Annotated in this window: 21 protein-coding genes; 19 read left to right on the forward strand and 2 right to left on the reverse strand. The window is 41.5% G+C overall.

Annotation, left to right across the window (positions count from 1 at the left end; genetic code table 11):
• Positions 1-12 precede the first annotated feature (12 nt).
• The 19 genes from tssC (at position 13) to ACMXYV_RS08140 (ending at position 22,398) form a co-directional block, all read left to right on the forward strand.
• Positions 13-1,497: a type VI secretion system contractile sheath large subunit gene (tssC, locus tag ACMXYV_RS08050; protein WP_415891258.1), complete on the forward strand. Its 1,485-nt coding sequence runs from the start codon at positions 13-15 to the stop codon at positions 1,495-1,497.
• Between the two features lie 63 nt (positions 1,498-1,560).
• Entirely contained in the window at positions 1,561-1,980 is a 420-nt protein-coding gene (gene tssE / locus ACMXYV_RS08055; protein ID WP_415884448.1) for a type VI secretion system baseplate subunit TssE, read from the forward strand.
• Between the two features lie 4 nt (positions 1,981-1,984).
• Positions 1,985-3,775 carry a type VI secretion system baseplate subunit TssF gene (gene tssF, locus ACMXYV_RS08060; RefSeq protein WP_415891259.1) on the forward strand — a complete coding sequence of 597 codons (1,791 nt, stop codon included), beginning with the start codon at positions 1,985-1,987 and terminating at the stop codon, positions 3,773-3,775.
• Positions 3,739-5,025 (forward strand): type VI secretion system baseplate subunit TssG, encoded by a 1,287-nt coding sequence (gene tssG / locus ACMXYV_RS08065; protein WP_415891260.1) that lies wholly within the window; start codon positions 3,739-3,741, stop codon positions 5,023-5,025. Before tssF ends, tssG begins: the two co-directional genes overlap by 37 nt.
• Positions 5,026-5,058: 33 nt before the next feature.
• Positions 5,059-7,716 carry a type VI secretion system ATPase TssH gene (gene tssH / locus ACMXYV_RS08070; RefSeq protein ID WP_415891261.1) on the forward strand — a complete coding sequence of 886 codons (2,658 nt, stop codon included), beginning with the start codon at positions 5,059-5,061 and terminating at the stop codon, positions 7,714-7,716.
• A complete protein-coding gene (locus ACMXYV_RS08075; protein WP_415891262.1) occupies positions 7,716-9,368 on the forward strand; it encodes a sigma 54-interacting transcriptional regulator in 1,653 nt (550 codons plus the stop codon). Before tssH ends, ACMXYV_RS08075 begins: the two co-directional genes overlap by 1 nt.
• Positions 9,369-9,488: 120 nt before the next feature.
• Positions 9,489-11,483: a type VI secretion system Vgr family protein gene (locus ACMXYV_RS08080; protein ID WP_415891263.1), complete on the forward strand. Its 1,995-nt coding sequence runs from the start codon at positions 9,489-9,491 to the stop codon at positions 11,481-11,483.
• Complete coding sequence (locus ACMXYV_RS08085) at positions 11,473-12,219, forward strand: DUF4123 domain-containing protein (RefSeq protein ID WP_415891264.1); 747 nt, start codon at positions 11,473-11,475, stop codon at positions 12,217-12,219. The genes ACMXYV_RS08080 and ACMXYV_RS08085 overlap by 11 nt, the downstream gene beginning before the upstream one ends.
• Before the next feature lie 32 nt (positions 12,220-12,251).
• Positions 12,252-13,214 (forward strand): hypothetical protein, encoded by a 963-nt coding sequence (locus ACMXYV_RS08090; RefSeq protein WP_415891265.1) that lies wholly within the window; start codon positions 12,252-12,254, stop codon positions 13,212-13,214.
• Positions 13,215-13,216: 2 nt separating this feature from the next.
• Positions 13,217-17,131 (forward strand): RHS repeat-associated core domain-containing protein, encoded by a 3,915-nt coding sequence (locus tag ACMXYV_RS08095; protein WP_415891266.1) that lies wholly within the window; start codon positions 13,217-13,219, stop codon positions 17,129-17,131.
• Complete coding sequence (locus tag ACMXYV_RS08100) at positions 17,124-17,477, forward strand: hypothetical protein (RefSeq protein ID WP_415891267.1); 354 nt, start codon at positions 17,124-17,126, stop codon at positions 17,475-17,477. The genes ACMXYV_RS08095 and ACMXYV_RS08100 overlap by 8 nt, the downstream gene beginning before the upstream one ends.
• 107 nt (positions 17,478-17,584) lie before the next feature.
• Entirely contained in the window at positions 17,585-17,911 is a 327-nt protein-coding gene (locus tag ACMXYV_RS08105; protein WP_415891268.1) for a hypothetical protein, read from the forward strand.
• A gap of 638 nt (positions 17,912-18,549) precedes the next feature.
• Positions 18,550-18,993, forward strand: a complete 444-nt coding sequence (locus tag ACMXYV_RS08110; protein ID WP_415891269.1) for a hypothetical protein — start codon at positions 18,550-18,552, stop codon at positions 18,991-18,993.
• Between the two features lie 220 nt (positions 18,994-19,213).
• Positions 19,214-19,636 (forward strand): hypothetical protein, encoded by a 423-nt coding sequence (locus ACMXYV_RS08115; RefSeq protein ID WP_415891270.1) that lies wholly within the window; start codon positions 19,214-19,216, stop codon positions 19,634-19,636.
• Between the two features lie 294 nt (positions 19,637-19,930).
• Positions 19,931-20,164 (forward strand): hypothetical protein, encoded by a 234-nt coding sequence (locus ACMXYV_RS08120; RefSeq protein WP_415891271.1) that lies wholly within the window; start codon positions 19,931-19,933, stop codon positions 20,162-20,164.
• A gap of 554 nt (positions 20,165-20,718) precedes the next feature.
• The gene (locus tag ACMXYV_RS08125) at positions 20,719-21,003 is read left to right on the forward strand and encodes a hypothetical protein (RefSeq protein ID WP_415891272.1); all 285 of its coding nucleotides are present in this window, start codon (positions 20,719-20,721) and stop codon (positions 21,001-21,003) included.
• A gap of 197 nt (positions 21,004-21,200) precedes the next feature.
• A complete protein-coding gene (locus tag ACMXYV_RS08130) occupies positions 21,201-21,602 on the forward strand; it encodes a hypothetical protein (RefSeq protein ID WP_415891273.1) in 402 nt (133 codons plus the stop codon).
• 94 nt (positions 21,603-21,696) lie between these two features.
• A complete protein-coding gene (locus ACMXYV_RS08135; RefSeq protein WP_415891274.1) occupies positions 21,697-21,984 on the forward strand; it encodes a hypothetical protein in 288 nt (95 codons plus the stop codon).
• A 12-nt stretch (positions 21,985-21,996) separates the two neighbouring features.
• Positions 21,997-22,398 carry a hypothetical protein gene (locus ACMXYV_RS08140; RefSeq protein ID WP_415891275.1) on the forward strand — a complete coding sequence of 134 codons (402 nt, stop codon included), beginning with the start codon at positions 21,997-21,999 and terminating at the stop codon, positions 22,396-22,398.
• An 86-nt stretch (positions 22,399-22,484) separates the two neighbouring features.
• On the opposite strand, the gene ACMXYV_RS08145 is transcribed toward ACMXYV_RS08140, so the two are convergent.
• Both ACMXYV_RS08145 and ACMXYV_RS08150 read right to left on the reverse strand, forming a co-directional pair.
• Positions 22,485-22,886, reverse strand: a complete 402-nt coding sequence (locus ACMXYV_RS08145) for a lysozyme inhibitor LprI family protein (protein WP_415891276.1) — start codon at positions 22,884-22,886, stop codon at positions 22,485-22,487.
• 105 nt (positions 22,887-22,991) lie between these two features.
• Entirely contained in the window at positions 22,992-23,528 is a 537-nt protein-coding gene (locus tag ACMXYV_RS08150) for a hypothetical protein (protein ID WP_415891277.1), read from the reverse strand.
• Positions 23,529-23,677 lie beyond the last annotated feature (149 nt).

Here is a 23,677-nt window from a genome sequence, read left to right on the forward strand (position 1 = left end):
AGGAATAAGAATATGTCTGAACAAGAATTGGTAGCGGAGCAGGGCGCAGTTGTAGAAACAGAAAACGGCTCTTTACTCGATCAGATCCTACAACAAACAAACATGAAAGCGGGTGACGAGTCTTATGATGTCGCATCCAAAGGTGTACAAGCTTTCATCGCTGAGATTCTAACGTCGAGTGAAAAGACTGAGCGCGTACAGAAGCAGCTCGTTGATGACATGATCGCCGAAATTGATGAAAAATTAAGTCTACAGCTTGATCAAATTCTACATAACGAAAAGCTTCAAAAGCTTGAATCAGCTTGGCGTGGTTTGAAATTTGTTGTGGATCGCACTGATTTCCGCGAGAACAACAAAATTCAAATCCTCAACGTATCGAAAGAAGACCTAGCAGTTGATTTCGAAGATGCATCAGAGATCACACAATCTGGTCTTTATAAGCAGGTTTATACAGCAGAATACGGTCAGCACGGTGGTGAGCCTGTTGCGGCTATCATGGCAAACTACGACTTTGAGCATAGTGCGCCAGATGTAAGCCTTCTACAAAGCGTAGCAAGCGTATCTACTATGGCTCATGCGCCGTTTATTGCGGCTGCATCGCCTAAATTCTTTGGTGTCGATGATATTCAATCCCTACCAAACCTGAACGATATCTCTGCTATTTTTGAAGGCCCACAATATGCGAAGTGGCGTTCATTCCGTGAAAGTGAAGATGCAAGAAGTGTTGGTCTAACGCTACCGCGTTTCCTTCTTCGTCTGCCTTATCACGAGCGTGATAATCCAGTTAAAGCATTCCGCTATAACGAGAACATCGATGGCGACCACCAGAACTACTTGTGGGGCAATACATCCTTCGCGTTTGCAACGCGTCTCACAGAGAGTTTTGCTAAGTATCGCTGGTGCCCAAATATTATTGGTCCGCAAAGTGGTGGTGCAGTAGAAGATCTTCCACTTCATCAGTATGAAGCGATGGGCCAGATCGAAACTAAGATTCCGACAGAGGTTCTTGTTTCAGATCGCCGTGAATTTGAATTGGCTGAAGCGGGCTTTATCCCACTGACTTTCCGTAAAGGCAGTGACAATGCAGCATTCTTCTCAGCTAACTCTACCCAGAAACCTAAGTTCTTTGGTGTCAGCAAAGAGGGTAAAGAAGCGGAGATGAACTACAAGTTGAGTACTCAGCTTCCTTATATGTTCATCGTTAACCGTTTAGCGCATTACATCAAGGTTCTACAGCGTGAAAACATCGGTAGCTGGAAAGAGCGTAATGATCTAGAAGAAGAACTAAACGTTTGGATTCGTCAGTTTGTTGCTAACCAGGACGGTGCTAGTGCAGAAGTTCGCAGCCGTCGTCCACTTCGTGATGCGAGCATTACGGTATCTGATGTCGAAGGTGAACCAGGTTTCTACCGTGTGTCTATGAATGTGCGTCCTCATTTCAAATATATGGGTGCGGATTTTACATTGTCTCTAGTAGGCAAATTGGATAAATCCTAAAAGATTGGTTGCGGGGGGACTGCTCTGTTGTAAACCCCCGCAGCCTGCTATGGAGAGCAAAAAATGCTGGAGTATTCGCTGTTACAGCGAGTTGCATTAGGTGACGAAGGAGCGCAACGATCTTTAGACGTGGGTGTTGAAAAGCTCCGTCAATCTGTCCGTTTGCATCTACAAAACCTATTTAATGTTCGTTATGGCAGTGTCGCTTCATTGCCCGAATATGGTTTGCCAGATTTTAATGATCTGGACCTGAACTCCGGTTACATGCAGGCGGTTAAAGAGATGCGTAAAGCGATTAAACAGGCTTTAGATCTCTATGAACCGCGCTTAGATCAAACGCGTGTCTCATTTACTCAAAATGAGGATGATCCTACCGATCTGCGTTTTGAAATAGTGGCACGACTCGTCGTTCCAGGAAGCCCTGTCCGCGTCAAATTTGAGACGATGATGGGTAACGATGGATTGTTTAAGGTACAGAGCTAACTGAATGGCATTTAATAAGTATTATCAGGATGAACTTTCATACCTCCGAGAATTAGGGGTAGAGTTTTCACGTCTTAATCCAGGGCTATCGAAATACCTTTCAGAGGAAGGTAGCGATCCTGATGTAGAGCGCCTCTTCGAAGGAGTTGCCTTTCTAACCGGTCGCCTTAGACAGAAGCTTGATGATGAACTTCCAGAAATTACTCATTCGCTAGCTAATCTACTTTGGCCCCATTACCTCCGCCCTTTACCTTCAATGAGTATCTTGGAGTATAAACCTGTCGCCAGTGCTTTGACGGAAGGGAAAAGAGTTGAACGTGGAGAGCTTGTTAAAAGCGTTGAAGTGGAAGGGACTGCTTGTGAGTTTAAAACCTGCTACGACGTAGATATCTATCCAATATCGCTAACTGATTTAACCACGACTGCGAATAGCGATGGTACAGAGATGGCCATTAAGTTCGATCTAGAAACGACAGCGACCGCAGAAACAATGTCGCTTAAGAAACTACGCTTGTTTCTACATGGTGATAGAGAAACTCATATTAGTCAGGCGCTTTATCTATGGTTGTTCCGTTATTTAGATAAAGTAACCGTTGAAGTTAATTATCGAGATGGTCGAGAAAGTACGCGCCATGGCTTAGGCCCGAAGCCAGTATCACCGGTGGGTTTTGCAGAGGATGAAGCCTTACTTCCTTATACAAACCGTTCTTTTGAAGGTTATAGATATCTTCAAGAGTTTTTCGCTCTGCCAGAAAAGTTTCTATTCGTTGATATCAATACGGATGTGTCAGCGCTAGCTGACCCTATGGTTGAAAGCTTTTCGCTTCATTTTAACTTCAATCGTCAATTCGATTCGCAATTACGCGTTAAGCAAAATCATATTCGTCTGTTTTGTACGCCAATTATCAACTTGTTTTCGCATGATGCCGACCCGATTAAGGTAGATCAACGTAAGTTAGAGTTTTTAGTAAGGCCTGACTACCAACACCAAGATCATATAGAGCTATACAGCATTGATGCTGTGCTTGGTAAGCAGCGTGGTCGCAGTGATATCTATGAATACCAGCCATTTGAGAGCTTTGAGCACGAACTGCAGCAAAGTGAGCAACAGCGTCAGATCTATTATACGCAGCACCGAAAAATCTCAACCTTACAAACTGGTGTAGATAACTATGTACGCTTTGTAGATCTTGATAATCACAAAGCTTTACCGGTCACAGAAACGGTTTCTTTGGAGCTGACCTGTACTAACCGTAAATTGCCTGAAACGCTGCGTGCTGGTGATGTGATCTATCCCACATCGAATTCGCCAGAATTTGTCACCTTTAAAAATATTACACGTGTAACAAATGCGCTACCGCCTCCAGTAAGAGAGGGCTTGCATTGGCAAGTGATTGCGAATTTGGCGCTTCACTATCGGCCTTTAGCGAATCTAGATTCTTTGAAAACACTGCTTGCAAGTTATGACCTGAGAGCGATGTTTGATCGTCAGGCCGAAAGGGCGAGTAAGCAGTTGCAAGATGGAATTGTCAGTATTGAGACTGAAACAATCGATCGTATTTCTAAAGGGCTGCCTGTAAGAGCGTTGCAGACCTCGATGAAAATGCGTGAAAGCAAATTTGGCGCAAAAGGCATACAAGGTGAAAGCAGTATGTTTCTGTTTGCTTCGGTCTTGAGTGGATTCTTTGCGCAATACGCACCAATTAATTCGCACCATCAATTGGTTGTTGAAGGGCTTGAAAATGGGGAGGTGTATCAGTGGAAGATACAGCCGGGCACGAAAACTCTCCTTTAGAACAAGCGTTAATTCGAGAGCCTCATCAGTTTGATTTCTATCAAGCTGTGCGTTTACTCGAAAACAACACGCCGGTCAAAGTAGGTTATCAAGGTTCCGTTGCCAAAGAGCGAGTACGTTTCGCAGGGCATCCAACCCTTGCATTTGCTAGTAGCGATATTGCTAAAGCACGTCGAGATCAAAGTGGTAAGCCGGTTCTCGAGTCCAACTTTATGGGGTTGTATGGCGCCGCATCTCCAATGCCTGTTTATGTGACTGAGAGCATCATCGCTGAACAGATGAGAGTAGAGACTCAGGATCATCAAACTTACTTCATTAAAAGAGAAGAGCAGCTTCAACGCTTAAGGGATTACCGTTTAGATATCTCTAGTCTGCTCAATGAAGCATCGGAAATAAAAAAGCAGGTTAAAGCAGGTGCGCTTCCGGCACGGGAATTTAAGGAAAGCGAATTAGAACGCTTACGTGGCATTGAATCGCTGCAAGATATTTTAGGTGAAGCCGATTACCAAGCTTTCAAGCATGGAGACATGTTACTCCAGCTTTACGATGCTCCGGCTGCAAGGCAAAGAGATTTTCTCGATCTATTCAATCACCGTTTCACGTCGTTACTTTATCGTGGCTGGTCTAAATATCAGCCAGGTATGCAATACCAAAAACAAGCAGAAGACCCATTTTCGCAAGGTCTATTTGCTCTGATGGGCGCACCTAATAAGCAAGCAAGAGACGAGTCAGCAATAAACTGGCCGCGTTTATTGGGTTATGCCGGTGTTATAGGGATGAATTCTGGTTCAGTCAGTGTGATGACTGCGGTAATCAGTGGCTATTTTGACCACGTTCCTGTGCGCGTTAAAGAGTATGTCGAGCGCTGGGCGAAAATTCCGCAAGACCAGAGAAACAGATTGGGTCGAGCCAATATGACACTGGGTGAAGATCTCTGTTTAGGTAAAAGGATTAAAGACTACTGTGGCAAATTTAGAGTGTGTATTGGGCCACTCGATTTCTCATCATTCGAAAATTTTCTGCCAGATGGCAAAAACCATAAAGCGTTACTGGAGTTGATCGATGTGCTTATGCCAGAGCAACTTTGTTTCGATATTGAACTGATTTTAAGAGGTGATGCAGTACCAGCCTTTGGCCTAGGTACAGAGCATACACCCAAGTTGGGTTGGGTAGGCTGGTTAGGAAAAACCAACGGTGAAGACCAGAGTGTTTTCTTTACACCTCATCACAAAGGACAAACGGATATTTAAGCCATTAGCTCGGCTTATTTCGGAGAAGGACAAATGGACAATATAAAAATGAAATCCCTAATGGGGCGTTTAAATAAAAACTGTACACGCGCTCTAGAAGCAGCAGCGGGTTTAGCTGTCTCTAACGGTGCTTATGAGATCAGTGTTGAGCATTTTTTACTTAAACTGCTTGAGGATGATAACGATCTAGCGCAGGTTTTAGTCCACTACAACATTAATGTCATGCGCTTTGTTCGTGATCTACAACATACAGTAGAAGCGGACAATAAAGGTAACACCAGTAAACCTGTGTTCTCGCGTACCTTAATGGGGTTATTTGAGGATGCATGGTTAATCTCTTCTCTGGAAAGAAACGACTCCGAAATTCGCAGTGGTGTATTGGTATTGGCGATTCTGTCCAATCAACGCCGTCATGGCATGGCCAGCTATTGCGATCATTTTTCAGATGTTTCATTCGATGATCTGTTAGGTAATTACGATCAGATTGTAGCTGAATCGCCAGAACATACTGCCCTACAGGTAACTAAAGCAGAGCCAAGCGCACAGCAGTCAGATGTCGATATGGGGCCGTTGCAGAAATTCTGTACACATTTTACGGCACGTGCGCGTGAAGGCTTGATTGACCCAGTATTTTGTCGAGATGTCGAGATCCGCCAGATGATCGACATCCTTGGTCGTCGCCGTAAAAACAACCCAATCTGCGTTGGTGATGCAGGTGTCGGTAAAACAGCGGTTGTAGAAGGGTTAGCACTTAAGATTGCTCAAGGTGAAGTACCTGATGTACTCGCAAATGTTGAGCTTTATGGCTTGGATCTTGGCTTGTTACAAGCGGGTGCCAGTGTAAAAGGTGAATTTGAAAACCGCCTAAACGGTGTCATTACTGCGGTAAAAGAATCACCTACACCTATCATTTTATTTATCGATGAGGCTCATACCCTGATTGGGGCAGGCGGTGCTGCAGGTAGTGGTGATGCTGCAAACCTTTTGAAACCCGCGCTAGCACGTGGTGAGTTACGTACAGTAGCAGCAACCACTTGGTCCGAATATAAAAAGTATTTTGAAAAAGACCCAGCACTGGCGCGTCGTTTCCAGTTAGTGAAGCTAGATGAGCCAAGTGTTGATCAGGCTGTAACGATTATTCGTGGCCTACGTGAGACTTACGAAGCTGCTCATGGCGTATATGTAAGGGATGATGCTGTAGAAGCAGCTGCGAGCTTATCTTCTCGTTATATTTCGGGTCGACAACTGCCAGACAAAGCGGTTGATGTGTTAGATACAGCGGCTGCGCGGGTAAAAATTAGTATCTCTTCTGTTCCTGATGGTGTCGAAGATGCCGAACGGCGTATCCAAACATTACAACGTGAACGAACAGCTTTAGAGCGAGATATCGCGTCTGATGTGATAGCCGATGAGGGGCAGCTTGAAGCCTTGGATAAACAGCTAGATCAGTCAATGACCGAACTAGCCGTTCTCAATAATCAGTGGCATAAAGAGAAAGAGGTTGTAGAACGCATCCTTGATCAACGCCAGCTTCTGGCTCAAGCGCATCTGGGACAATCTGATGAAGAGACTAGCCAACCGATTGATGAAACTCAGATTAAACAGCAGATCCGTAAAGATCTAGATAAATTAGCAGAAATTCAGGACGATACGCCTCTGATCCATTATGAGGTTTCACCTGATGTTGTAGGTCGAGTTATCGCAGACTGGACCGGCATTCCACTAGGTAAAATGGTACGTGATGAAGCTGCATCAGTTTTAACACTGGCAGATAATTTAAAACAGCGTATCCGTGGTCAAGATCATGCAGTAGCGGCGATTGATCGTGGTGTCCGTGCAGCCAAAGCCGGTGTAAATAATCCGGAAACGCCGATGGGTGTGTTCCTGTTAGTGGGGCCGAGTGGTGTCGGTAAAACCGAGATGGCCCTTGGTGTGGCTGATATGTTGTTTGGCGGTGAGCGCTTTTTAACAACCATCAATATGTCTGAGTTCCAAGAGAAGCACACCGTTTCACGCCTGATTGGCTCACCTCCAGGTTATGTTGGGTTTGGTGAAGGTGGTGTTTTAACCGAAGCGGTGCGTCAAAAGCCTTATTCATTGGTGCTTTTAGATGAGGTTGAAAAAGCTGATCTAGAAGTAATGAATCTGTTCTATCAAGTATTTGATAAAGGCATGCTTTCTGATGGTGAAGGCCAGTTAGTTAACTTCCGAAATACAGCCGTTTTCCTCACATCAAATCTCGCGACAGACATCATCACAGATATGTGTAGTGATGGTAAACGTCCAGATCCTGAAGAGCTTATCGCTGCTATTCGTCCAGTTTTAAGTAAACACTTTAAACCTGCGTTATTAGCACGTATGCAAATCGTACCTTTCTATACGATCGATGCGTCTGTTATGTCGGATATCGTCCGTCTGAAATTGAACAAGGTTGTGAGCCGTGTTGCGGACAGTCAGAAACTGGAGATGACCTATAGCGATGCCGTGATTGAAACGATTGCGGCGCGTTGTAAGGAAGTTGAAAGCGGTGCCCGTAATATCGATCACATTATCAACGGATCTTTACTTCCTCATTTAGCGACCGAGCTACTTGAGAATATGAATGAAGAATCCCGCTATACCCATCTTGATTTGGATCTAAATGAAGACGGTGGATTTGTACTCAATTTTAGAGAAGGTCAAACGCAGTAATGGATTACTCAATTGAAGATTCTGTATTAGCGCTAGAAGAGCTAGTGCAGATTAACCTTTCAATAACTCGCGAAAAGGATGTTAAGCGTCTGTTAGATAAGATTCTAACAGCCGCGCGTAAACTGACCGCTGCAGAAGCGGGCTGCGTTTATATTCTGGATCGTAAAAAACGCTATTTAATTCCAGAAGTGACTCAAGGTGAGTGTTTAGCCAAGGTTAGTCATGAGCTGAAGCCAGTTGATCTACATATAGATCAACGATCCGGTCATACCGATGTGATCTCGTGGGCGGCGCTATCAGGTCAGATCGTAAACATTGCCGACGCTTACCAATACAGTGGTTTCGATTTTTCAGAATTGTACCGCTTAGATAAGCTGGCAGGACGGAAAACTAACTCGATGTTGGTGGTACCGTTAACCGATTTCGAAGGTGTCAGCTTAGGGGTTATGAAACTCTATAACCGCCGAGTTGATGAAAATGGCGAAGTTGAAGCTTTCCCGGACCAGATCGAAGGTTTAGTTAAAGCCTTTGCCGCTCAAGCCGTTGTGGTTGCAGAAAATACCCGTTTACTTACAGACAATCGTGTTCTGATCGAGCAATTAGATAAAGCTAAACAGGTTTTGGAAATCGAAAACCAACAGCTCAAAGCGAGTATGGGTGGGACCCTAAAAGTCGACAATATCATTGGCGATTCTCCCGAGATGCGCAAGGTATTCAACTTGATGGAGAAGATTGTAAGCACCAATGCAACGGTCTTTATCCGTGGTGAAACTGGTACGGGTAAAGAGCTTATTGCGTCTTGTATTCATCGTAATAGCGCGCAAAGAAGTAAACAGCCTTTTGTCGCTCAAAACTGTGCTGCCTTGCCTGAAGAGCTACTTGAATCAGAATTATTCGGTTACAAAAAAGGGGCATTTAGTGGGGCTTCTAGCGATAAAAAAGGCCTTATCGAACTAGCTAATGGCGGCACGCTTTTCCTTGATGAAATCGGTGATATGCCGCTTAAGTTACAAACCAAGCTATTAAGGGTTTTACAGGAGCGAGAGGTACGGCCACTAGGTGCGTTACACCCTGTGAAAGTCGATATTCGCGTCATTGCTGCTACTCACCAAAATCTGTCCGAGCTTATTGATAAAGGTGAGTTTCGTGAAGACCTTTACTATCGCTTAAATGTATTCCCAATTGATCTTCCAGCGCTAAAAGATCGCAGGGAAGATATACCAGCATTGGTTCATTACTTTGTTGGACATATCGCTGAGCAATACAACAAGTCTATTTCAGGTATAAAGCCTGCAGTTTTGGATGTAATCCAAGCTCAACCCTTACCTGGGAATATCCGAGAACTACGTAACATCATCGAACGTGCGGTTTTATTAGCGCCGGATGATGGTGTGATTGAGTTAATACACCTTCCAGATGAAATGATCCGAAGCAAACGCCAAGCGGTTCAACAGCCGGATGTATTCTGTCTTGAAGGCGATAGCTTAAAAGACACTATGCAACGCCTAGAAGCCAAAGTGATTGCGGACAAGTTACAAGCGCATAAAGGTAATCAGACCCGTACAGCTAAAGCTTTAGGGGTTTCGAGACGCTCATTGGTTGAAAAGTTAAGTCGCTATAACCTGCGGGAAAATCCAATGGCTTGTCACTAGTTATGGGAGGTAGTCAGTTTACCTCTCACTGGCATAGCTATTGCTTTATCTGATGGCTGAGAGTTAAGAATTAACTCATTGATTTGATCATGGTTGTTACAGAACAGGGACGATCTAAACGTGTTTTTAAAATCAAACGAAGAACGTTTTTTCTTTGAAGCGCATGGCGCGGGTGATGAATTTCACCTCGTCAGAATGTCAGGAAAAGAAACTTTATCTCAAAGCTTCCGTTTTGAAGTAGAAGTGGTTTCTAAATACCCTGACATCGAGCTAACACCAACGCTAGGTCAAACCGGTTTAATTACCCTGCATGATCAGACCAATGCCGGGGAGCCTTATACCCGCTACATTCACGGTATCGTCACCGAAGCAGAGTTAGAAGAAACTAACCTACGCCAATCGACCTATCATTTTGTTGTTGAGCCTAAAACCGAACTGCTTAATCTCCGATCAGGCTGTCGAATCTTTCAGCAACAAACTACCAAAGAGATTGTAACCACGTTACTCGAAGAGGCTGGTTTCTCAAGCGATGAGTTTGAATTTAAGCTGCAAGAGCCTCATTCGGCGCGTGAATACTGTGTTCAGTACAATGAAACCGAACTTCATTTTATTCAGCGTCTATTGGAAGAAGAGGGGATTCACTACCACTTTGAACATGAAGAATCTCTGCATCGCATTATCTTTAGCGATAGCTCGGCTTCTCATCTACCTATCCCAAATGAAGCGGTAATCCCTTATTTTCATGATGCTCAAGGCGCATTACGGGAACAGCATATCTTTCGCTTTGATTACACCGAGGAGGTCGTGTCAGGCAGAAGCCAGATTAGAGACTACGATTTCACACGGCCAAAGTTGAAGCTTGAATCCTACAAGCAAGCAGAATTGGATGAGATGTTGGAGGTTTATACCTATCCGGGACGATTCCAAACTACTGATCTTGGCGATCAGTATGCCCAAGTGCTTTTGCAATCCATTAATGCAGAGAGAAAGATAGCGGTTGCTGAGAGTGATGTTAATCGTCTGATTCCCGGTTTCAGTTTTACCTTAGATGAGCACGAAAGAGATGAGCTTAATGCTGAGTATTATATTACTCAGATAGAGCATAAATGCGCGCAGCCTCAAGTGTTAGAGCAAGGTGCAACGACAGAAGGCTCTTCTTACAGCAATAGAATTAAGGCGATTCCATTTGATGTACCTTACAGTGCACCGCTAACCACGCCTGTACCCATTGTTCACGGCTGCCAAACCGCGATTGTGTGTGGCCCTGAAGGTGAAGAGATCTATACCGATCAATATGGTCAGATCAAAGTACAGTTTCACTGGGATCGCATCGGTCAACGAGACGAGCACAGCTCCTGCTGGATGCGAGTGAGCCAGCTTTTTGCCGGGAATCAACGCGGCAGTATGTTTATTCCCCGTATTGGTGAAGAAGTACTAATCGACTTCCTAGAAGGTAATCCCGATCGTCCGATCGTAACTGGCCGTTTGTATCACGGTTTAAATCGCTCACCTTATCCTCTGCCCGATAACAAAACCAAAAGCACGATTAAAACCAACTCCACCAAGGGCGGAGATGGTTTTAATGAGATTCGTATCGAAGACAAAAAGGGTGAAGAGCAGATCTTTACCCATGCCGAAAAAGATATGGAGCAAGTAACCCGAAATGATCACAAAGAGTGGGTAGGTAACGAACATCATAAAATCGTTGAGAGTAACGAATATCGCCATATCAAAGGTGATGAACATGTTAAAACTCAACAGCGATATAGCCGCCGCGTAAATGGCGATATGCACCTGATCATAGGTCAGGACCATCAACTTAAAGTCGCCAAGAACCAGTACACCTATGCGGGGGAAGAGCTGCATTTCACTACCGGTGTAAAACACGCCCTAGAAGCCGGGGTAGAGATCTCGTTCAAAGCAGGTGGCAGCTTAGTCACCATTAACCCCGGCGGTGTAACTTTTAAAGGCCCACAAGTCACTCTAAACATGGGGGGCGGGGGTAGTGGTAAAAAAGCTGCACCTATCAGCCCTGCGCAATTAATGACGATGGAAACACCAGCGCCTTTCTGCGAAGAGTGTGAAGCTTGTAAGGATGGTAGCTGTGCAATCTGAACACGTACTGTCACTTCGAGATCAAATTGATCAGTTAGAAGAAAAAAACTCCGAACAGCTCAATTACTTTTGTGTACTGAGTGGAACTTCCAAAATCAATGGGTTGGAAAATTTCTATAAATTAGGGGGCAGTGGTGCGAAGCCTTTATGGCTGAATACCCCTTATGCCGATTGGGAAGAGGTAATGCCTTACCTCGTAACCATCGAAAGTGAGAGCCCATTTCTCGATTGGCTTGAAGAGCAACAGCCCGCATTCCCAGATTGGGGACTTTTAGTTGCTAGCTCATTTGGCTTTGATGCAGTTTTTGCTCATTTTGAAAGCCTGACCAAAGTGTTTATGCCGAGTGGAAAAGAGGTGTTTTTCCGTTATTGGGATGCACCGCAGGTGATGCCTTTATTCGGTCGCTGCAAACCAGTAGATAAATCTAAATTAATGGGGCCTGTTGCAGCTTTAGTAAGCTCATGCGGCATGGAGAATAATCCTGAAGATCCGGAATTTTTTATTAATGAGTGGCCGTGGTTTTTATTTAGTGAAGAAGTCATCAATGATGTCCAAGGTCAAAACATAGACGTACTAAAACACAATTTAAATCAGTACCTTCGCGATTATGCATATGAACTTATCGAAAATATGCCTAGCGCGCTAATCAATGCACGGCTGGATAGTTTTATCAGCCTCCATCCAAACGGTAACACTCATTCATTACGGCGCTACTTTGAGCGTTGGTCCTCTTGAGTCATTAGGGATATAGCAAACAGGATAGGGATATGACTATAGACGCTAGTTTTAACTATCAATCAATGTATGACGGAATTAAGCAGGACTATCGTAGTTGCATTGATAAATATCGTGAGATGAGTGATAGCTTTTTATTAGGCTGGTTGGTCGAGATGGGTCAAACCATCAAAATTCAAGATTGGGAAACCGCTCAGAGTGTTGATGATAATGATGCCGTAGAAACCGGTTACATTACCTGTCCTGCGGACGGTGTGATCAATGTCATTCACCATTTTGAAGCACAATCTTATCTACCAATTAAGGGTACAGAAGTAACCGTTTATCTTGAAAAGATTGGGTTCGATTCTGTAGTTGGCGAAGGAGTCACCAATGAAAATGGTGTGGCTCTGATCCAAGTGGATAAAAACAAGTGCAGGGGAAAAAGGCTATGGGTCAAGGTAGAACCTAGTTTAAATGCTTCCCATATAGAAGAACTGTTTGGGTCTTACGATAGCGTGATCGAGCGGGCTGTCACTTGGTTAGATGGTAAGTGGGAAAATCAAAAAAACGAGTGGGCCAGTTACATAGCTAACCCTCTTGATGCAGCGGGTGCCCTAGAAGAATTTCTAGATGCTTTTGTGGATGCCATAAAAGATGTTTGGGACGATCTTAAAATGATTTTTGAGATGCTAACTCATCCCGAAAAGCTATGGGCCATGATTCAAAAATTTTGTGATCCAGCAGAAATGGCAAGGATGCTTGAAACGGCCAAACAAGAAGTGGCTAAGATGCTGATACTACTTAAAGACGAAGCCCGTCTGTTTTTATGTATCAACGCTATATACAGCTGGTTTAGAACTTTTACTCCTTCGCAGGTATTTGCAATTGCTGCATCAGCCGCGGCGGCATTAATCATTGAAGTCATCCTGAATTTGATAATGCCCGGCGGCATCTTCCGAAAAGTACTGACTCAATTCGACAACATGGACGATCTATTAAAGGCATTAAGCTAATCATGGGTAAAGGAAAAGGACGCGGTAACGGCAACGGTGGTTCTGGAATTCTTGATGGTATCAAGGAGATTCTAGATGAGTTCTCAGATGGCGCAAATGAAGCTATCGAGGCCAGAAATAAGCTGGCTAAAAGAGTTGATGCTCAAATGAGCAGTCGGTCAGGAAAAGACCTCGATAACCCTCAATTAGGTGAAAGTGTTGAAGGCGCTAATGGTCTTCAACATCAAGGCGGAACGCATACGGAGCCTGTCACACCTGATAACACGCCAAACGATAACGATGTGCCTAAAGATAGTAATGGCGAAGCTACACAATCTGCGGCCGAAACCAAAACGAATGGCTGCCCAGTTTCAATGATTAATGGTGAAGAGCTATTAACAATCCAAGATGGTGTATTGCCAGGTGCATTTCCTTTTAAATTTTCACGCTTATATCGCACCACCGCTATTGAGCAAGATATTGGTCTGGGTCTAGGCTGGTCACATAGCTTAAATCATCGTCTGGAAATCACAGATAAAGAAGTAATTTGGTTCAATGATGAAACGGCTCAAACGCATTACCCTCTGCCCACTCAACAACAGCCGGCTATCTATAATCGACTGGCTAAAAGTGCTGCTTACTTAGGTGCAAAGGATGGGCACTTTGTATTGGTTAAGGCAGGGCTATCTTATATTTTTGAGAAAATCTCATCTTCTAGTGCCCGCTTAGTAACCATTGCTGATGTTCATAACAATCGATGGCAGCTTATTTATGATCAAAGTAATAGGCCAAGCCGACTAACGAGCGAGCATGGAGTCGGGCTTGAGCTTGAATATGATGGACCTTTATTGGTGTCCATTATCCGCCTTCAAGAAAAAAACGGTGTTTGGCACAGGCTTAAAAGCTTAGTGAATTTCCAGTTTACCTTAACTGATAAAGGTATCGCTCAGCTCACGAGCACAGCATCTCCTAGTAATAGTGAAACCTACGAATATGACCCTGCAGGCGTCATCAGCTTGCGTCAAATGGCTAGTGGACTGAGTTTTTATTGGGAATGGGAAGGTCAAGGTAAGCAAGTTCGTTGTATTCGTCATTGGAGCAATTCAGGGTTCGATGCTCGATATCAATGGGATGAAAAGAAAAAAAGTGTCGAAGTGATAAACAGTGATGGAAGCACTGAAGTCTATAAACACGATGAAGATGCTCAATTGATCGAACAAGTAGACCCTGATGGAGCGGTCTACAAATATGAATACGACGATGATGGCAATCTAATCAAAGAAATTTGTCCGATGGGAGGTGTGACTGAGCACATCTTTAACGAACAGGGTGAGAAGAAAGTAACCATTGCTGCGGACGGTAACATTACTCGCTATTCATACTGGCGAGGGAATCTGACTAACGTTTACAGCGATATAACGGATAGTCAGGGCAATACAAAATATAACGCTATAGAGTGGCGTTATCGCTATAACAAGCAAGGGCAAGTTATCAGCGAGCAATCGCCATTGCGTGATAAAACGTGTTTTACCTACACAGAGCAAGGTCTGCTCAGCAAGATTGATCACGCTGATGGTAGGGTAGAGCACTTTACCTATAACGCCGCAGGGCTGCTAACTCACCATCTAAAGAAAGACGGAAGCGAACAACGTTTTGCCTATAACGAAGATGGTCTAGTTATTGGTGAATGGCACAGTGTTGCTGGGCAAAACGGAGCGCAATGGCAATATAAACGTGATGCTGCAGGGCGAGTGACGGTATTAACCGATCCGCAAGGCCGAACACGAAAGTTTGAATACAACGTTTGGGGCAAAGTAACCCGGTTACAAGATGAACATGGTCAGGTAACAGAATATGAATATCACCCTCATCTTCCTCTTTTATTAAAAGAGACCCAAGCCGATGGCCATTCACTACAGTATGAATACGATGTTCGTCAGCGATTTGTAACCTGTATTACCAACCAAAAGGGTGAACGTCACCATATTAGCTATTACCCAAATGGCCATATTGAAAGTGAAACCAGCTTTGATGGCCGTAAACTTCATTACATATATGACCTCAATGGTCGGTTGATTAGCAAAACTGAAATAGGCACGGCCGGAACCGAGCGTGTTACAGACTATAAACGTGATCTTTGTGGGCGTTTAATCAGTAAAGTACTCCCTGATGGTCAGGATGTCAGTTACCAGTATGACCATCAAGGTCAACTTTCCGCTGTTGATGATGGCAATACACTGCTTATGTGGGAGTACGATCTTGTTGGTCGATTACTTGCTGAACATCAAGGTTGCTACAGTCAACAATATGAGTACGCCCACGGGGGGCAATTAACCGGCCAGCGTTTACCTGATCTAAACCAAATTGGTTTTACCTACAACGAACAGGGTCTGCTGCAAGATACCCGTTTAAATGGTGAGCTACTCACACAGCATCGCTATCAACAAGGTATGGAAGTTGCCCGTCAACAGGGACGACGCACGAGTCAATATAGGTATGATCCTCAAGGTCGGCTAGCGGCTCAGCAGCATAGTTTAGGTGACGAGTTTGAAGCAGAAAACCTCCCCACCGTTCAGCGCCATTATCAATACAGTGAGAGCGGCGAACTAAGTGAAAAACGCGATAGCTTGCGAGGCAATCAGCAATATAACTATGACCCGAGTGGGCAGTTACTAAGTAGTCAATGGCAAGACGATCACTACCGTAATGAACAAGATAACGAATACTTTCATTACGACAGTACCAATAACTTACTTCAAAGCTCCAATACAGAGATTAAGCACAACCGCTTATTAAATACTGCATCGACTCAATATGAGTACGATGAGTTTGGTAACCTTATTCGGAAAGTAGAAAAAGCGTTAAAAGAACAGCGGATTACAACTTACGAATACGACTGTCAAAACCGCTTAACCAAAGCGTCCACTCCTGATGGCACCATCGCTAATTATTCTTACGATGCCTTTGGGCGTAGAACCGAAAAATCAATCATTAAACCAGACGGTCAAAAACTCACCACTGAGTTTATCTGGCAGGGTGATCGTCTTAGTTACGAAACCGACAATCAACAAAAGCACCGCTGTTACCTGTACGAGCCAGATAGCTTTAAACCACTGGCGTTAATCAGCTTGAACCATCAAGGTAGTATCCATGCTTACGAACCTGAAGCTGATACAACATTAGCGCCAGATATCTATTACTACCAAAATGATCAACTAGGTACACCTCAGGAATTAACCGACACAAACGGTAATATCGTCTGGGCAGCAACCATGCTTAGCTGGGGTAAAATCCAGCGGCAACTCTTTAGCAAAATTGACAACCCGTTACGTTTTCAAGGCCAATATCACGACGAAGAAACGGGTCTACATTACAACCGCAACCGTTACTATGATCCGCATACCGCACGGTTTACAACGCTTGATCCGATTGGGCTTGCAGGTGGTTTAAATAACTATCAGTATGTGACTAACCCGATGGGGTGGGTTGATCCGCTGGGGCTGAGTCAGCTGAAAAATGGAGAGTTGCCTTGTTGTGGGGGAGGGCAATATAAATATCGTGCTCTCACGCAAGATCAGGAGGCTCAAGCCATTAAGGGCGAACCTATCTTGCCGAAGAATTTAGATGCTAATTATTCTATACAAGAGCATATTGATGATGGGTCTTTACAAACGCAATACAATTCTCTTGGGAGTAGAAAAGCAGCAAATTTTTATGCCAAGCCAAATCCTCGTAGAGGGAAGGTAAATAGAAGCAAAATCATTAAAGTTGATACGAAAAAAATACCTCAGGGTAATTTACATGATGTATCGAAGGGCATTGATCCATCAACAGGACTGATGCTAGAAATGCCGGGATACACATATGCTAGAAAAGATAAGGAAGTACTAGTTGAAGGTGCTATACCAGCAGAAGCATACGAGGTTATAGATGAATAATTATAGCGACTCATTTTTTTTAGTCCTTGAAAAGCAGGTTGAGGCAGGCTCTCACTTTGTTAGTGATGATGAAAACTTACAGTTTAGGACTAATAGAACAGCTAAATTAAAGGTCTTAGATGCGATTAATATGGTCAGAAATGACTATGTTAATCAGAGTATTAATAAAGAACGGTATGAATTTTTATTTGATAAGCTGCTTAAAATTATAACAAAAAATACTGGCTGTGCAGAAGATTTAGAAATATTTGAAGAGATTTTAGATGAGCTTTTTGATAAAGGTTTAATAGATGAAAAGATTTATCGTAAGTATATTTATGAAAGCCCCGCAGCTAGGTGGCTATAGTATTATTGAATAAATGGGATTAGAGTGAATTTTATTTATGAATGGATATGTTGATTCAAAATTCTATTCTGATTGTGATTGTCTAATGTTAATACAAGGAACGTAAAATGAAAATGCAAATAAAACCCGCTGTTGTTAGCCTTGGAATATTGTTTTCTATTGTCTGTGAAGCAAATTCTGGAATGAACTGGGAAGGTAAATGGTACAACTCTGAGATAAATTGGGGAATGGAGTTGAAGAATGAAAAATATTTCGAATGGGAAAGGGGGTATATCCAAAGAGAAGCTAATTATAAAATAATGAATGATGGTGATGGCTATAATATTGTTATTATCACGAAAGAAGAAGAGGTTACTTTTTCACTAAGAATTATTGATGATAATAATATTCAGATCCAATTTGAATCAGATTGGTATGATTTGAGCAAGAAGTAGTATAAAAAAAGATTGGATTATTTTTTATTTAATCCAGCTTGTCGTGAAAAGATGATTGTTTTTCGGTTTTTCGGTTTTTCGGTTTTTCGGTTTTTCGGTTTTTCGGTTTTTCGGTTTTTAGGTTTTTCGGTTTTTCGGTTTTTCGGTTTTTCGGTTTTTCGGTTTTTCGGTTTTTCGGTTTTTCGGTTTTTCGGTTTTTAGGATCATTGGTAGGATAGTTGGGGTCAGAGTAAAATATTCAGCATAAATATTGAGAGGTAGAAATTTAATTTACTCTGACCCCAATTATCCAATTATCCAATTATCCAATTATCCAATTATCCAATTATCCAATTATCCAATTATCCAATTATCCAATTATCCAATTATCCAATTATCCAATTATCCAATTATCCAATTATCCAATTATCCAATTATCCAATTATCCAATTATGGGAATAATGGGGTCAAGTCTCCCATTTCCCATTGTTTGGATGGTGATATACAGGCATTGGTTTTGAAACTTGTTTTATAACTATGCATTTTAATAGTTCATCTCTCGTTTACTGAATTACGCTTTTTGGGAAATGGGAGACCCGGTACCTAGATTCATTTAATCCTAATATAACACTTTCAAAAATTCAGTGGGTCGATAAGTAATGGCTTTAATTGGTTTAATTCAGAATATAGTTAAAGAATTTGATGTTTTGGGATTGAGTGCATTAGATAAATATGTCGAAAGTAAAAATGAATTATCCAATGAAATATCAATTTTTAAATCAGATTTAAATGAATTAGAAAGTATTCTTTTAAATGAGAATTTTAAAAATATTTCTGAGGTGATATTTAATTTCAGTGGAGAGGGGGTGTTATTAACTGATATGGAGGGCTTGTATGGTGAAGGGTGCTTTTCATATAACTTTAGGGAAAATTGTACAGAGGTTTCCTTTAGTTGTGAATTTGTATGTATAAGTAAGTTGTTCTTCGTACTAGATAACCATTTTTGTAAATTAAGTAGAGGATTTTCTGAAAAAACACCTAGAGGAAAAGAAATATTTCATGAAAATCTACTAGTGGATCATATTTCAATTAGAGTGTCATGATTTTGTAGATGCAAGAAGTAATGAGGTAAAATATCCCGTTTTTATCTTTTTGTAAAAAATGGGCTCAAGTCACCCATCCCCATTACTTGGATGATGATATAAGGGTATTGGTCTTGAAACTTGTTTATCACTAGCCATTTTAATAGTGATCTTTCGTTTACTGAATTACGCTTTTTGGGAAATGGGAGACCCGGTGCCAAGATTGTGTTGGGAGTGATATATGGGCTTTTATATCAAAAAATTTAATGATAGTTCTATGGTGATCTTGTTTGATGATCAGAATACTAAAGTTGAAATTGAACGTTCACTAGTAGACGGCATGATTATGCCAAAAGGGTTCTATATAAAAGAAAATGATTGTTTTTTAGGTGTTTTTTCAAGTAACGAAGGGCCTGTGTTTTTTGTTGGTGATCAAAATTTCAGGTTTTGTGACGAAGGATGGGATATTTTAGTAACCGAAAAAGGTTGTAAAAGAACTGCGGAAATAAAGAAGGGTGACGAGGATTTAATTTCTATCAGTTACACTGCGCCAAAAATAGATGAATTGGACCCTTGGTCAGATAAAAGCTCAGTGGATTTCTATCATTGGTTGAAGTCAAGAAGGAACGATAAAGAATTTATAGAAATGTGGACTGATTTATAGAAATCTGCAAAAAATGGGGTCAAATCTCCAATCTTTTTAATGATGATATACAGGCATTATTCTTTAAAGTATTTTTAACACTAGCCATTTTAAAAGTTCATCTCTCGCTTACTGATTACGCTTTTTTGAAAAGGGAGACCTGCTAACTAGATTCTCATAAAATGTAGATAATTGGGGTCAGAGTAAAATATTCAGCATAAATATTGAGAGGTAGAAATTTAATTTACTCTGACCCCAATTATCCCTGTTCTTGTCGGAGATTATACAGTAGCTCCTGCTTTCAAAAGGTAAGAAATGAATCAAAAAATTTATGACGATGGCGATTTAGAAATTTGGCAACGAGATGGTAAGTACTTTCTACGTTATGATGCTGGAGCACATCAGATAGCAATAAGGGAAGATGAAATCAGTAAAGAGGAAGTTGAATTAGTCGCTAAAAGTGTGGAATCGGCTACAAAGGTATTGTTTGCAATCCAGAAAAGGTTAGAGGCCGAGGGAATTAAGCCGTATCGTTCCAACATTAAATAAATGGCAACCTGATTGAGGAGGCGGCTAGGAGATTATCAGGTCAAACCATTTCATTGTTTGATTGATGATCTCTTTTTTAAATTTGCCTGATTTCTAGTCATTTAATAAAGAACCTATCGGTTAATGGACTGCGATTCCATAGATGTGGGATTGGCGGTAGGAATGATGGGGTCAAGTCTCCCAACTCCCATTTTTGGATGATATATAGGCATTGGTTTTAAAATTTTGTATCACTAGCCATTTAAATAGTGCATCTTTCGCGTACTGAATTACGTTTTTTGGGAAATGGGAGACTCGGTACCTAGATTTTGTAGATGGAGTATTGTTGAGAGTTGGTAATCAAAGTGGTCATTATATTCCTAAACAAAGCCTTAACTCACAATTCTTCGATGAATTAGAATCTAAAGGGATACCAATTAGCCATCTGAATAAAGTAGAGCGATCTGGCTGGTCTGACTCAGGTTCAGTTTTAGATGGAGTACTCACGGAGATATGAAAAAAGCAGAAAATTGGCAAGATGGTGATTATATACCCGAGGATTGGGATAAATTTTTATGACTAGTACTTACCCTAAGGAACTAAACTATGTTCTTTACTTTTTACATGGATTACCTGATGTACGTAATGAAAGTAAATACGAAAAATTGGAGAGGTATATTCTAAGAAATTATGACGGTGAGAAATTTGAAAATTTATATAGTTCTGTAGAGTGGGCAGTTGAGCATTTGGATTATGACTTTAAAGCAATTGATCCAGGCCTTAGGCATTGTAAGGAGGATATAGTTATATTCTTGAATAAATTTTATTTTATGTTGCAGTCTATCAAATCAAAATCATAAAAAATGAATAAATGGGGTCAAGTATCCCATCTCTCATTGTTTGGTTGATCATATACGGGCATTGGTTTTGAAACTTGTTTTATTACTAGCCATTTTAATAGTGAATCTCTCGTTTACTAGATAACGCTATTGGGTAAATCGGAGACCCATACCTAGAAGTACCTAGATTCGTTTGATGTTGGAGTCTGTAAATACAAATGACTGTTTCAAAAGTAAAATACTTAAATAGCAATGTTGAATCATTTGAAGCTATCTTCACTTATAACCTAGATGATTCTCCTTCTCTGAGCGTGACTTCAGAAGAATTTTCAGTAACAGCAGAAGGAACTGATATTTTTGACTCTTTCGATAAGATCAGAAACAAATTAGAAAATATTACATTTATCTGCTTTGGTGCGCATAAGTACTGTTACCCGTCTGGTATGTGTAGGTCTATGGGTAATGGGCTCCTAGTTTATTACCTTGAAATGGGAATTAAACCAGATAGAAATAGCATAAGACGAATTTTTGATTTTAATGAGAATGAAAGTGAAGCGTTATGTGTTCCTACATCACATGAGCAAAAAGTATATCTGGATGAGTGGTTGAAATCTTGTTGAATAGGTTAGCCCTTATTCAGATTTGGTATTGAGGGAATTAATGTTGGAATAAACGGGGTCAGAGTAAATTTATTTATTAAACAAGGATTGTTTTATGTCTTTTAAGAAAACTTCAAATTTTATTTTCAGTCTGTTTTTCCTTTTCTCGGGCTCCTATGCCTACGGAGTTGGTACTTGGGATTTTGATAATTACACTGAATTTAGTGCAGTCTTTATTCTCTTGTACCTTATCGGTGGATGGATTGTTAGCATTGTGTTGCTAATCGTTGTGCCTGTCTATTATCGGGCTAAAAAGCCTGAATCCTTTAAGAAGGTCTGCGGATATATGTACGGTGGTCACCTTGCAATTTTTGGTTTTATCCTGATTGATAGCTTATCTTAAGCTGTTTTTTACTTGGAATTATCTTTTGAAGAAATAGGGACGGTTGTAAGAGTGAATGGGACTCAAAAATTTTTAATTGGTGTTCTTATATTTGAAATAATATTAGGCGTGATCGCGGCTGTTCTTGGCGGGGTAGCTTTGAATTTATTTGATGGGTATAGAGGTATGAGCTCTGAAGATACTGTTGTTCTCAAGGTCTTATGGTGCTTATTGATCTTATCCTTTGTAGTTTTGCCATACACCGCTATTAACGAAGTGAGAAACTACTATCAGAAGCCCAAAATCGTTTTAAATATTATCAATCTGATACTGGTATTACCAATGTTTGCTCCAATGGCTTTAGCTTTGCTCTACCTTGTTTATCAGCTTCGTAGTGGTAACGCTCAGAAAAATGAAATTGCCCCTGAAGCTTGATGGATCGCTTAAATTAATTCATAAAAAGAGCCTCTTTTGAGGCTCTTTGCTATTAAAGCCTTGGTAACTAAGCAGATCTTCTTAGATTACGGTTGAGGAAGGACTGGAGTATCAGCGTTGGATAAGTACGTCTTCCATATCTCTGCTGTTCTTTCGTCGGTTTTATCTATCATGCAAAAAATAGATACGAATGCTTTCTTTCTACCTTCTTCCCAGATCGCATAGATAGAATCACAGTGTGACGCTATGTGTGTTTCCCAGCCTTGTTGGGCAACTTTGATGCTCTCGAGTGCTGTTGGGTTTTTGGCATAAAGCTCGTAAGTTGCGTCTAAATACTTCGTCATTTGGTGGTGTGCAACTTCGAGTTTAATAGCCGCGCATCGATTCATCTGGATGCTGGTATTAGCATCTTCACAGTTCTTAGCAGCAGCGTGAGGTGATAGCAGGAATGTTAGGCTCAATAAGCTGGAAATAATGAGTTTATACATATGTAAGCCTTAATAGCGCAATTGAATTCAGTAAATAGAGGATTGGAGTGAGAGGTTTTGATTACAAAGGGGATTGGTATTCCCCTTTGCTTATTCATTATGGTTTTACTTGAACTCTTTAGCTTTCGGAAACTGTTTGAAAGACATCAGAGTTGATTCCATTTTATGGCCATTGGCATTAAACCAATCCATGACCGCTTTACTTTGATTTTTGCCATAAATGCGGTGGGAGTAGTTCATTACAACGCCAGTTTGGTTCTCTACGCTGATCAGGAACATATTCGCATCTGAGCTTTTATCATTGGTTGTCAATGTAGCTAGAAGAAACAGGCTGGGGTCACGTGGGTCAGGGCCAGCGATCGCTTTAATAATCTTTCCTTTACCGTTGTACGCGGCTAAAAAATTTTCTGCGAAAGGTTTCAAATCAGACTTGGCTTTCACTTCTTCTGCGAAGGTGAAGGAGATCATATCTTTGTGTGAAGAAAGATCCACTTGATCCGCAGGTGTATATTGGTGTGCAGAGGTTTCGGTCGCTCTGTATGTATATTCGTCACCGTTAAAGCTGATTGCTGATGGCTTGCCAGCATAAGCAGTAGAGATGCTAATTAATACAACTGCGATTGAAGTGATTAGCTGTTTCAAAATTCCTGTCCTTTTTATAGTTATGAGTTTGATTTATAAGAATCCTGTTGATCAGTAATGAAAGATTTTATCAGTGTTAATGGGTTTCCCAGTCTGCATGGAATGCTAAAGTAAGCTTTAGACTTACCAAAGTACTAGTCTGGTTTTGA

The sequence above is a fragment of the Neptuniibacter sp. SY11_33 genome (assembly GCF_047778025.1).
Taxonomy (GTDB): Bacteria; Pseudomonadota; Gammaproteobacteria; order Pseudomonadales; family Balneatricaceae; genus Neptuniibacter.

Bases quoted from the DNA above. Each gene is read 5' to 3' on its own strand.
- tssC (WP_415891258.1), top strand. From the start codon at position 13: ATGTCTGAACAAGAATTGGTAGCGGAGCAGGGCGCAGTTGTAGAAACA.
- tssE (WP_415884448.1), top strand. From the start codon at position 1,561: ATGCTGGAGTATTCGCTGTTACAGCGAGTTGCATTAGGTGACGAAGGA.
- tssF (WP_415891259.1), top strand. From the start codon at position 1,985: ATGGCATTTAATAAGTATTATCAGGATGAACTTTCATACCTCCGAGAA.
- tssH (WP_415891261.1), top strand. From the start codon at position 5,059: ATGGACAATATAAAAATGAAATCCCTAATGGGGCGTTTAAATAAAAAC.
- ACMXYV_RS08075 (WP_415891262.1), top strand. From the start codon at position 7,716: ATGGATTACTCAATTGAAGATTCTGTATTAGCGCTAGAAGAGCTAGTG.
- ACMXYV_RS08090 (WP_415891265.1), top strand. From the start codon at position 12,252: ATGACTATAGACGCTAGTTTTAACTATCAATCAATGTATGACGGAATT.
- ACMXYV_RS08095 (WP_415891266.1), top strand. From the start codon at position 13,217: ATGGGTAAAGGAAAAGGACGCGGTAACGGCAACGGTGGTTCTGGAATT.
- ACMXYV_RS08100 (WP_415891267.1), top strand. From the start codon at position 17,124: ATGAATAATTATAGCGACTCATTTTTTTTAGTCCTTGAAAAGCAGGTT.
- ACMXYV_RS08105 (WP_415891268.1), top strand. From the start codon at position 17,585: ATGAAAATGCAAATAAAACCCGCTGTTGTTAGCCTTGGAATATTGTTT.
- ACMXYV_RS08110 (WP_415891269.1), top strand. From the start codon at position 18,550: ATGGCTTTAATTGGTTTAATTCAGAATATAGTTAAAGAATTTGATGTT.
- ACMXYV_RS08115 (WP_415891270.1), top strand. From the start codon at position 19,214: ATGGGCTTTTATATCAAAAAATTTAATGATAGTTCTATGGTGATCTTG.
- ACMXYV_RS08120 (WP_415891271.1), top strand. From the start codon at position 19,931: ATGAATCAAAAAATTTATGACGATGGCGATTTAGAAATTTGGCAACGA.
- ACMXYV_RS08125 (WP_415891272.1), top strand. From the start codon at position 20,719: ATGACTAGTACTTACCCTAAGGAACTAAACTATGTTCTTTACTTTTTA.
- ACMXYV_RS08130 (WP_415891273.1), top strand. From the start codon at position 21,201: ATGACTGTTTCAAAAGTAAAATACTTAAATAGCAATGTTGAATCATTT.
- ACMXYV_RS08135 (WP_415891274.1), top strand. From the start codon at position 21,697: ATGTCTTTTAAGAAAACTTCAAATTTTATTTTCAGTCTGTTTTTCCTT.
- ACMXYV_RS08145 (WP_415891276.1), bottom strand. From the start codon at position 22,886: ATGTATAAACTCATTATTTCCAGCTTATTGAGCCTAACATTCCTGCTA.